This window comes from Serratia sp. CY38905 (genome assembly GCF_052168875.1).
GTDB classification, from domain to species: Bacteria; Pseudomonadota; Gammaproteobacteria; order Enterobacterales; family Enterobacteriaceae; genus Serratia; species Serratia sarumanii.
Window position 1 is genome coordinate 371191 of sequence record NZ_JBJNLV010000003.1, and the last position, 9579, is coordinate 380769.

Genomic DNA, 9579 nt, shown 5'->3' on the forward strand with positions numbered 1-9579 from the left:
CGCAGGGGGCCAGTCACTCAACCCGGGCTTACAGCGGTTCGGTCTGGGCTTCCACCACCGCCAGCGCCACCATGTTGACGATGCGGCGTACCGAGGCGATCGGCGTCAGGATGTGCACCGGCTTGGCGACCCCCATCAGCACCGGCCCGACGGTCACCCCTTCCGAGCAGGAGACACGCAGCAGGTTGTAGCTGATGCGCGCCGCTTCCATGTTCGGCATGATCAGCAGGTTGGCCGAGCCTTTCAGCGGGCTGTCCGGCATCAGATCGTGACGGATGCTTTCCACCAATGCGGCGTCGCCGTGCATTTCGCCGTCGATCTCCAGCTCGGGCGCCAGCTCGTTCACCAGCTCCAGCGTTTTGCGCATCTTGCGCGCCGCCGGGCAGTCGGAAGAGCCGAAGCTGGAGTGAGACAGCAGCGCCACCTTCGGCTCGATACCGAAGCGGCGCACGGTTTCCGCCGCCATCAGGGTGATCTCCGCCAGCTGTTCCGGGGTCGGATCGTCGTTGACGTAGGTGTCGGCGATAAAGGTGTTGCCGCTCGGCAGCAGCAGCGCGTTCATCGCGCCGGCGACGTGCGCGCCTTCACGGAAGCCGAACACGTTCTTCACCACATCGTAATGCTCGTGGTAGCTGCCGATGGTGCCGCAGATCATCGCGTCCGCTTCGCCGCGGTGCAGCATGATGGCGGCGATCAGCGTCGGGTTGCCGATCACCGCACGGCGCGCCTGCTCTTGCGAGACGCCGCGGCGTTTCATGATCTGGTAGTACTCGCCCCAGTATTCGTTAAAGCGCGGATCCGACTCGTTGTTTACCACTTCGAAATCCTTGCCCGGCGTCAGCTGCAGACCCAGCTTTTTCAGGCGCATCTCGATCACGCTCGGGCGGCCGACCAGGATCGGGAAGGCCAGCCCCTGCGACACCAGCTCCTGCGTGGCGTGCAGCACGCGCTCTTCCTCGCCTTCCGCCAGCACCACCCGTTTCACCTCTTTGCGCGCCTGCGAGAAGATCGGCTTCATAAACAGGTTGGTTTTGTAGACGAACTCCGCCAGCTTCTCGACGTAAGCGTCGAAGTCTTCGATCGGGCGCGTCGCCACGCCGGAATCCATCGCCGCCTTGGCTACCGCCGGCGCGATCTTGACGATCAGGCGCGGATCGAACGGTTTCGGGATGATGTATTCCGGCCCGAAGGAGAGATCCTGATCGTCATAGGCGGAAGCCACCACGTCGCTCTGCTCCGCCAGCGCCAGATCGGCGATGGCGTGCACGCAGGCCAGCTTCATCTCTTCGTTGATGGTGGTCGCGCCCACGTCCAGCGCGCCGCGGAAGATGAACGGGAAGCACAGGACGTTGTTCACCTGGTTCGGGTAATCGGAACGACCGGTGCAGATGATGGCGTCCGGACGCACCGCTTTGGCCAGCGGCGGCAGAATTTCCGGTTCCGGGTTAGCCAGCGCCATGATCAGCGGATCGCGCGCCATGGTTTTCACCATATCCTGCGTCAAGACGCCCGGGCCGGAGCAGCCGAGGAAGATGTCGGCGTTCGGGATGGCGTCGCCCAGCGTGCGCTGGCCGTTATCCTCGATGGCGTAGGCGGCTTTGGTCTGCTCCATATTGGCGTCGCGGCCTTTATAGATGACGCCCTTGGAGTCGCAAACGGTGATGTTCTGTTGCCGCAGCCCCAGCGCCACCAGCAGGTTCAGGCAGGCGATGGAGGCCGCGCCGGCGCCGGACACCACCAGGCGTACGTCGGAGATATTCTTCTTCACCACGCGCAGGCCGTTGAGCACCGCCGCAGTGGTAATGATCGCCGTGCCGTGCTGGTCGTCGTGGAACACCGGGATCTTCATGCGCTCGCGCAGTTTCTGTTCGATATAGAAACACTCCGGCGCCTTAATGTCTTCCAGGTTGATGCCGCCGAAGGTCGGTTCCAGCGCGGCGATAATGTCGATCAATTTGTCAGGGTTATGCTCATCCACTTCGATATCAAACACATCGATACCGGAAAACTTCTTGAACAAAACACCCTTGCCTTCCATCACCGGCTTACCGGCCAACGCGCCAATATTGCCCAGACCCAGTACCGCCGTGCCGTTGGAAATCACCGCCACCAGGTTGCCGCGCGCGGTGTATTTGTAGGCTGCCAACGGATCTTCGGCGATCTCGAGGCAAGGCGCGGCGACGCCCGGCGAATAGGCCAACGCCAGATCGCGCTGGGTCGCCAACGGTTTGGTGGGGGAAACCTGGATCTTCCCTGGGACAGGAAACTGATGGAAATCAAGGGCACTCTGTTTGAGCTGTTCGTCCATTATGGATTCCTTTGTTTTTTGCTTTTATGTTGAGGTAAGGCTTTGAGGCTGCGCCCTGCCGTGGGCCGTGGCGCCCAAGTACAATGACAGGGCGCAGCCTTGAAGTATAGTGAGAGAAACATCACAAACTTTGAAGCGCGCCATAACCTTGGCCGAAAGACCGTTTTAAAAGTAAAAAAAGGATCGCGAGACGAGTCGAAGAAGCGCTGCCGTCAGCGTGGCGGCAGCGTGGCGCGCCAGGCGTTGAGCGTCTCCACCTGGCCGGCGCAAATGTGTAACGAGGTTTGTAACGCCAGGGTATAGCTTACCGCATCGCCCCAGGTCTCCCCTTGCAGCTGCGGTTGCTCACAGGGCGCGAACACCGATTCAGGGGGCAACAGCGGCACGGCCTGCGGCGCCGGCGGCCGGGCGCAGGAGCTCAAGCACAGCGCCAGGCAGAGGCTGAGCGGCGCAGGGATCGTTTTTAATCGCTTCACGGTATTTCCTCTGATAAGCCTCGTGTTGTTGGCGCAGCTGCCGTTCCTGCCGCTGCTGCGCCGCCATCAGCGCACGGTTTTGCGCATCCTGGGTCTGCAGGGTGGCGATCAGCCCGGCCTGCTGCGCCAGGCTTTTCTGTAGCTCCGCCGCCTGTTGGCGCGCGGACGCCAACTGGTGCGACAGCAGCGAGCTGTAGCCGCCGAGGCAGATGGCCGCCAGCAACAGCAGCAGCAACCCGCCCTGCATCAGTTTTTGCAGCCAGCCGCTCATGCCGGATAGTCCCGGAACGCCAGCTGGAAGTGCGGGCCATCCTTGAGGGTTTTCCACTCGCCGCCCCATTCGACGTTGATCCCGCATTCACGCGCCGCGCGCCGCACCGCCACCGCAATCTGCGCGTAGTAATCCCACTCCCAGGAGACCACACCCGCCGGCATCGCCACCACGTCCACCGCGTGGCCGGTCAGATGGCGGCTGCGCAGCGTTTGGCTGCTGCCGGCGCGCACCATTTCCCGTTGGCGCGCCATGCTGCGCAGCCCCTCGCTGACGGAAAACGGCACCAGCGAATAACGCAGCGCCAGACGAATAACGCGCACCAGATCCGGGTGCACGCCGCGCAGGTTCTCTTCGCTGCGGGCGGTAAAACGAATCTCTTCGATGTCATTTAACATTTTTAAACCCCGTCTTTTTGCCGATGAACTTTTTAATTAAGGCGTTGATGTAATCTGCCCCCATAAAGCCAATCAGTACGCTGGCCAAATTCGCCCACTTTAATTCCAGGCCCATCAGCGCCAGCGCATCGCGCACCGTCCAGGCCAATAACGCGCACATCGCCGCATTCAATAAACGGCGCCGAATGCCCACGTTGCGGTAAGCGCCGTGCAATAGCGCCATAACGCCGGCCAAAATGGCGTTTAATACCGGCTGAAGATATTCACATACTCGCTGGACTATTAAGCCAACAGCGTCAGGCTCTATGCTGGACATAGCTCATCTCCTTTTTTATTTTTAATTAAATGCCAATCACGGCCGGTGGGACATCGGATAATCAGAATCTAGTTAAGGATGCTATTACAAAGCAAATGAATAAATACAGGCCCTATGGTCGAATTCATTCATGCTGAGCGTTGGCACAACGCATAAGCGCCAATGTTGACGGCAATGAATAAATTTTCATTGTTATCGTGATTTATTTCGACTTTCGTTTTCACGAAAAATAAACATTAATGGCTGCGGGAAATATGTCCCATCTTAAAAACATCCACTCTGGAGAAATACCATGTCCACACGCAAAGCCGTTATTGGGTATTATTTTATTCCGACCAACCAAATCAATAATTACACCGAGTCCGATACGTCCATCGTGCCGTTCCCGGTATCCAACATCACGCCGGCCAAAGCCAAACAGCTGACGCACATCAACTTCTCGTTCCTGGATATCAACAGCAACCTGGAATGCGCCTGGGATCCGGCCACCAACGATGCCAAGGCGCGCGATGTGGTCAACCGCCTGACCGCGCTCAAGGCGCACAATCCCAGCCTGCGCATCATGTTCTCCATCGGCGGTTGGTACTACTCCAACGATCTGGGCGTGTCGCACGCCAACTACGTCAACGCGGTGAAAACCCCGGCCTCGCGCACCAAGTTTGCCCAATCCTGCGTGCGCATCATGAAGGATTACGGCTTCGACGGCGTGGACATCGACTGGGAGTACCCGCAAGCATCAGAAGTGGACGGTTTCATCGCCGCGCTGCAAGAGATCCGCACCCTGCTGAATCAGCAAACCGTCGCCGACGGTCGCCAGGCGCTGCCGTATCAGTTGACTATCGCCGGCGCCGGCGGCGCCTTCTTCCTGTCGCGCTATTACAGCAAGCTGGCGCAGATCGTCGCGCCGCTCGATTACATCAACCTGATGACCTACGATCTGGCCGGCCCCTGGGAGAAGATCACCAACCACCAGGCGGCGCTGTTCGGCGACGCGGCCGGGCCGACCTTCTACAACGCGCTGCGCGAAGCCAATCTGGGCTGGAGCTGGGAAGAGCTGACCCGCGCCTTCCCCAGCCCGTTCAGCCTGACGGTCGACGCCGCGGTGCAGCAACACCTGATGATGGAAGGCGTGCCGAGCGCCAAGATCGTGATGGGTGTCCCCTTCTACGGCCGCGCCTTCAGGGGCGTCAGCGGCAGCAACGGCGGCCAGTACAGCAGCCACAGCACGCCGGGCGAAGATCCGTATCCGGGCACCGATTACTGGCTGGTGGGCTGTGAAGAGTGCGTGCGCGACAAGGATCCGCGCATCGCCTCCTATCGCCAGCTGGAGCAGATGCTGCAGGGCAACTACGGCTATCAGCGGTTGTGGAACGACAAGACCAAAACCCCTTACCTGTATCATGCGCAGAACGGGCTGTTCGTCACCTATGACGATGCCGAAAGCTTCAAATACAAAGCGAAGTACATCAAGCAGCAGCAGCTGGGCGGCGTGATGTTCTGGCATCTGGGGCAAGACAACCGCAACGGCGATCTGCTGGCCGCGCTGGATCGCTATTTCAACGCCGCGGACTACGACGACAGCCAGCTGGATATGGGCACCGGCCTGCGTTACACCGGCGTCGGCCCCGGCAACCTGCCGATCATGACCGCGCCGGCCTACGTGCCGGGCACCACTTACGCGCAGGGCGCGCTGGTGTCCTATCAGGGTTACGTCTGGCAGACCAAATGGGGTTACATCACCTCGGCGCCCGGTTCCGACAGCGCCTGGCTGAAGGTGGGCCGCGTAGCGTAAACCATAAAAAAACCCCGTAGCCGAGCGCTGCGGGGTTTTCATTGAGTTAACCGTTTGATTTTCGCGTCCCTTCGTCTCTATTCCTTCAGTTGTGGCACCAAGGATAGCCGCCATCCCGCACCACTTCGCGGCCCATCAGGCTGTAAACATCGCTTTTGCGCGTCAGCCGCTCATGCCACCAGTTAAACCCGGCGCCCTTGCTGGCCGGATGCCACGCTAGCCAAATCATTTCGTCGCCCTTTTGCATCTCCACCGGCACCGTCACCAGTTCGCCGCTGGCCAGTTCCTTTTCGATCAGCGACGGCGGCAGAAAAGCGTGGCCGATGCCGCGTTTGAGCAGCGCCAGGTTGCTTTCCACGTCGCACACCACCAGTTGGCGCTGCAAAGGCAACGTGCCGTGATTGCGTTTGGGCAGTTCATGGCTGCTGTCGGCGATCGCAACCACGATGTCGTTCAAGCGCTGCTTCTTGCACACCGGCTTTTTCTGCGCCGCGAACGGATGCGAGGGCGATACGCACAGCACAAAGTTGAGCTTGCCGAGCATCAGGGTTTTGGCCTGTACGCTGTCGGGGATTTGGCCGATGGCGATGATCAGATCCGCCCGGTTGTTCTTCAGCGCATCCCAGGTGCCGTTCAGCGCTTCCCGCTGCACCGAGATATTGGCGTTCGGGCAATGCTGAATATAGTCGCGGATATCCTGCGTCAGGGTCTCCAACGGGAAGAAGGTGTCCACCGCCAGGCGGATATTATTGTCCAGCTTGGGGATGTTTCTTACCCGGCTTTCCAGATCCTGCACCGCATTTAATATCCAGCTGCCCTCCTGCAGGAGAAATTCCCCTTCATCCGTCAGGGTAATCATGGGGCCATTGCGATGAAAAAGTTTCACGCAGAGTTTGCTTTCAATATTGGAAACCCGATAAGAGATTGCCGAAGGCGTTTTATGCAGCGCCTCCGCCGCCATAGAGAAAGAGCCGGTGCTCTTAATGGTGCTGATTATTTTAATCGCGTCCAGGGATAATCTAGTCATACAAATTCCTCTTTAAAATAAAACAAGAAAAATGACACTAAATTCCCAAGGTGGTGGCGCACAAAAATCGATCAAATCGAACAAGGATACTCAAGGCAACAAGCAATATACTTCATAAATGAGAGCGCTATCTTAAATACTATTCATCACGACCTGATATAAAATTCATCATAGCGCTCTATTTTTGCATTGTGACAGTTAAATAAATTCAGCCTAACGATCAAAGATCGTCATCATAATAATTTTCGTTAATAGCCGTTAAAACATTCCGCTCTGCCGCACGACCAGAATGATAAAAATAAAACAAGCCGACAAGAAGGGTTATTTCCAATTACGTTATTAGCCTCTCATTTTGTCGGTGAAATACGCTCAACTTACAACATAATTTCAGTCAGGAGTGACTTATGAACAAAACTTCCCGTACCCTATTCTCTCTGGGCCTGCTGAGCGCAGCCATGTTCGGCGTTTCGCAACAGGCGAATGCTCACGGTTATGTCGAATCGCCGGCCAGCCGCGCCTATCAGTGCAAACTGCAGCTCAACACCCAGTGCGGCAGCGTGCAGTATGAACCGCAGAGCGTCGAAGGCCTGAAAGGTTTCCCGCAGGCCGGTCCGGCTGACGGCCACATCGCCAGCGCCGACAAGTCCACCTTCTTCGAACTGGATCAGCAAACGCCGACGCGCTGGAACAAGCTCAACCTGAAAACCGGCCCGAACTCCTTTACCTGGAAGCTGACCGCGCGTCACAGCACCACCAGCTGGCGCTATTTCATCACCAAGCCGAACTGGGACGCTTCGCAGCCGCTGACCCGCGCCTCCTTTGATCTGACGCCGTTCTGCCAGTTCAACGACGGCGGCGCCATCCCTGCCGCACAGGTTACCCACCAGTGCAATATACCGGCAGATCGCAGCGGTTCGCACGTGATCCTTGCCGTGTGGGATGTAGCCGACACCGCCAACGCCTTCTATCAGGCGATCGACGTCAACCTGAGCAAATAATCGGCCAAATGAGGCCATCTTTGAGGGTTCAGCCTGGCGCTGAACCCTTCTTTTTTTGGCTCTCGCGCCACCGCCCCCCTCACCTCCCCCGCCGTAAACCGCGCCCCGCCTGGGTTTACTCGGCATTCATTGTTATTATCCATCGCAACAATCAGAAAAAGCGCATTTTCATTCCCAACCCGATGATGCAGTGTGTTCCCCCTATGATGAAAAAGGTTCTCATTTCCCTACGTTGAGCTTGGTCAAGGAGCTTATCAATGAATCAATTAGACGCACTCAAGCAGCTGACCACGGTGGTCGCCGACAGTGGCGATATCGAATCCATCCGCCAGTTCGAACCCCAGGACGCTACCACCAACCCTTCGCTGATCCTGAAAGCCGCCGCGCTGCCGCAGTACAAGGCGCTGATCACCGAAGCGCTGGACTATGCCCGCCGCCAGGGCGGCAGCAAGGAAACCCAGCTGATCAACGCCAGCGATAAGCTGGCGGTCAATATCGGCGTCGAGATCCTCAAAAGCGTGCCGGGCCGCATCTCCACCGAAGTGGACGCCCGCCTGTCGTTCGATCGCGGCATGTGCGTCGCCAAAGCGCGCAAGCTGATCGCCATGTATCAAGAACAGGGCATCGACAAATCGCGCATCCTGATCAAACTGGCTTCCACCTGGGAAGGCATCAAAGCCGCCGAGGAGCTGGAAAAAGAAGGCATCAACACCAACCTGACGCTGCTGTTCTCCTTCGCCCAGGCCCGCGCCTGCGCCGAAGCCGGCGTGTATCTGATCTCGCCGTTCGTCGGCCGCATCTATGACTGGTATCAGGCCAAACAGCCTGCCGCCGACTACGATGCCGAGCAGGATCCGGGCGTGAAATCGGTGCGCACCATCTATGAATACTACAAGCGTCATCGTTACCAGACGGTGATCATGGGCGCCAGCTTCCGCAAGGTTGAGCAGATCCTGGCGCTGGCCGGCTGCGATCGCCTGACCATCGCGCCGAACCTTTTGGAACAGCTGAAAAACAGTGACCGGCCGGTCGAGCGCAAGCTGACCCCGTCCACCGAGGGCTTCCACCAACCGGCCCCGCTGGCCGAAGCGGAGTTCCGCTGGCTGCACAACCAGGACGCCATGGCGGTGGAAAAACTCGCCGAAGGCATTCGCCTGTTCGCCGTCGACCAGCAGAAGCTGGAAGACATGTTGGCCGCTCAACTGTAACCGCACTGGAGTTTCGTTATGTCCTCTCGTAAAGAGCTTGCCAACGCCATCCGCGCACTCAGCATGGACGCCGTACAAAAAGCCAATTCCGGCCACCCCGGTGCCCCTATGGGCATGGCGGACATCGCCGAAGTCCTGTGGCGTGACTACCTCAACCACAACCCGACTAACCCGCACTGGGCTGACCGCGACCGTTTCGTGCTCTCCAACGGCCACGGCTCCATGTTGATTTACAGCCTCCTGCATCTCACTGGCTATGACCTGCCGATGCGCGAGCTGGAAAACTTCCGTCAGCTGCATTCCAAAACCCCAGGGCACCCGGAGTACGGCTACACCCCGGGCGTTGAGACCACCACCGGCCCGCTGGGCCAGGGCATTGCCAACGCCGTCGGCTTCGCCATCGCCGAACGCACCCTGGCGGCGCAGTTCAACCGCCCGGGCCACGACATCGTTGACCACCACACTTACGCCTTCATGGGCGACGGCTGCATGATGGAAGGCATCTCGCACGAAGTCTGCTCTCTGGCCGGTACCCTCAAGCTCGGCAAGCTGACCGCTTTCTACGATGACAACGGCATCTCCATCGACGGCCACGTCGACGGCTGGTTCACCGACGACACCGCCCTGCGCTTCGAAGCCTACGGCTGGCACGTGGTGCGCAACGTCGACGGCCACAACCCGGACGCCATCAAGGCCGCGATTGAAGAAGCCCGCAAGGTGACCGACAAGCCGTCGCTGCTGATGTGCAAGACCGTTATCGGCTTCGGTTCGCCGAACAAGGCCGG

9 protein-coding genes and 1 pseudogene are annotated in these 9579 nt (G+C 58.8%); 4 read left to right on the forward strand and 6 right to left on the reverse strand.

Annotated features, from left to right (window positions below; translation table 11 throughout):
- Positions 1-28 precede the first annotated feature (28 nt).
- The 5 genes from maeB to ACJ8MK_RS11295 all read right to left on the reverse strand — a co-directional run bounded on the left by maeB (position 29) and on the right by ACJ8MK_RS11295 (position 3769).
- A complete protein-coding gene (gene maeB, locus ACJ8MK_RS11275; RefSeq protein WP_016926766.1) occupies positions 29-2308 on the reverse strand; it encodes an NADP-dependent oxaloacetate-decarboxylating malate dehydrogenase in 2280 nt (759 codons plus the stop codon).
- Between the two features lie 212 nt (positions 2309-2520).
- Positions 2521-2694, reverse strand: a complete 174-nt coding sequence (lysC, locus tag ACJ8MK_RS11280) for an Rz1-like lysis system protein LysC (RefSeq protein WP_033635476.1) — start codon at positions 2692-2694, stop codon at positions 2521-2523.
- Complete coding sequence (locus ACJ8MK_RS11285) at positions 2675-3055, reverse strand: DUF2570 family protein (RefSeq protein WP_033635477.1); 381 nt, start codon at positions 3053-3055, stop codon at positions 2675-2677. Before ACJ8MK_RS11285 ends, lysC begins: the two co-directional genes overlap by 20 nt.
- A complete protein-coding gene (locus tag ACJ8MK_RS11290; protein WP_021505638.1) occupies positions 3052-3453 on the reverse strand; it encodes a M15 family metallopeptidase in 402 nt (133 codons plus the stop codon). Before ACJ8MK_RS11290 ends, ACJ8MK_RS11285 begins: the two co-directional genes overlap by 4 nt.
- Entirely contained in the window at positions 3443-3769 is a 327-nt protein-coding gene (locus tag ACJ8MK_RS11295; RefSeq protein WP_004936551.1) for a phage holin, lambda family, read from the reverse strand. The genes ACJ8MK_RS11290 and ACJ8MK_RS11295 overlap by 11 nt, the downstream gene beginning before the upstream one ends.
- A gap of 292 nt (positions 3770-4061) precedes the next feature.
- On the opposite strand from ACJ8MK_RS11295, the gene ACJ8MK_RS11300 reads away from it, so the two are divergent.
- Entirely contained in the window at positions 4062-5561 is a 1500-nt protein-coding gene (locus tag ACJ8MK_RS11300) for a glycosyl hydrolase family 18 protein (RefSeq protein ID WP_161726324.1), read from the forward strand.
- An 85-nt stretch (positions 5562-5646) separates the two neighbouring features.
- Here the strand turns inward: ACJ8MK_RS11300 and ACJ8MK_RS11305 are convergent, their stop codons facing one another.
- The gene (locus tag ACJ8MK_RS11305) at positions 5647-6588 is read right to left on the reverse strand and encodes a LysR family transcriptional regulator (RefSeq protein WP_033635481.1); all 942 of its coding nucleotides are present in this window, start codon (positions 6586-6588) and stop codon (positions 5647-5649) included.
- Positions 6589-6992: 404 nt separating this feature from the next.
- Here ACJ8MK_RS11305 and ACJ8MK_RS11310 point away from each other — a divergent pair, with 404 nt between their 5' ends.
- From ACJ8MK_RS11310 to ACJ8MK_RS11320, 3 genes and pseudogenes are all read left to right on the forward strand, one after another.
- Positions 6993-7586 (forward strand): lytic polysaccharide monooxygenase, encoded by a 594-nt coding sequence (locus ACJ8MK_RS11310; protein WP_033655003.1) that lies wholly within the window; start codon positions 6993-6995, stop codon positions 7584-7586.
- A 257-nt stretch (positions 7587-7843) separates the two neighbouring features.
- Positions 7844-8794, forward strand: a complete 951-nt coding sequence (gene tal / locus ACJ8MK_RS11315; RefSeq protein WP_033649859.1) for a transaldolase — start codon at positions 7844-7846, stop codon at positions 8792-8794.
- A gap of 18 nt (positions 8795-8812) precedes the next feature.
- Positions 8813-9579, forward strand: a pseudogene (locus ACJ8MK_RS11320) (transketolase); the annotation flags it as partial.

Bases quoted from the DNA above. Each gene is read 5' to 3' on its own strand.
- maeB (WP_016926766.1), bottom strand. From the start codon at position 2,308: ATGGACGAACAGCTCAAACAGAGTGCCCTTGATTTCCATCAGTTTCCT.
- ACJ8MK_RS11285 (WP_033635477.1), bottom strand. From the start codon at position 3,055: ATGAGCGGCTGGCTGCAAAAACTGATGCAGGGCGGGTTGCTGCTGCTG.
- ACJ8MK_RS11290 (WP_021505638.1), bottom strand. From the start codon at position 3,453: ATGTTAAATGACATCGAAGAGATTCGTTTTACCGCCCGCAGCGAAGAG.
- ACJ8MK_RS11295 (WP_004936551.1), bottom strand. From the start codon at position 3,769: ATGTCCAGCATAGAGCCTGACGCTGTTGGCTTAATAGTCCAGCGAGTA.
- ACJ8MK_RS11300 (WP_161726324.1), top strand. From the start codon at position 4,062: ATGTCCACACGCAAAGCCGTTATTGGGTATTATTTTATTCCGACCAAC.
- ACJ8MK_RS11305 (WP_033635481.1), bottom strand. From the start codon at position 6,588: ATGACTAGATTATCCCTGGACGCGATTAAAATAATCAGCACCATTAAG.
- ACJ8MK_RS11310 (WP_033655003.1), top strand. From the start codon at position 6,993: ATGAACAAAACTTCCCGTACCCTATTCTCTCTGGGCCTGCTGAGCGCA.
- tal (WP_033649859.1), top strand. From the start codon at position 7,844: ATGAATCAATTAGACGCACTCAAGCAGCTGACCACGGTGGTCGCCGAC.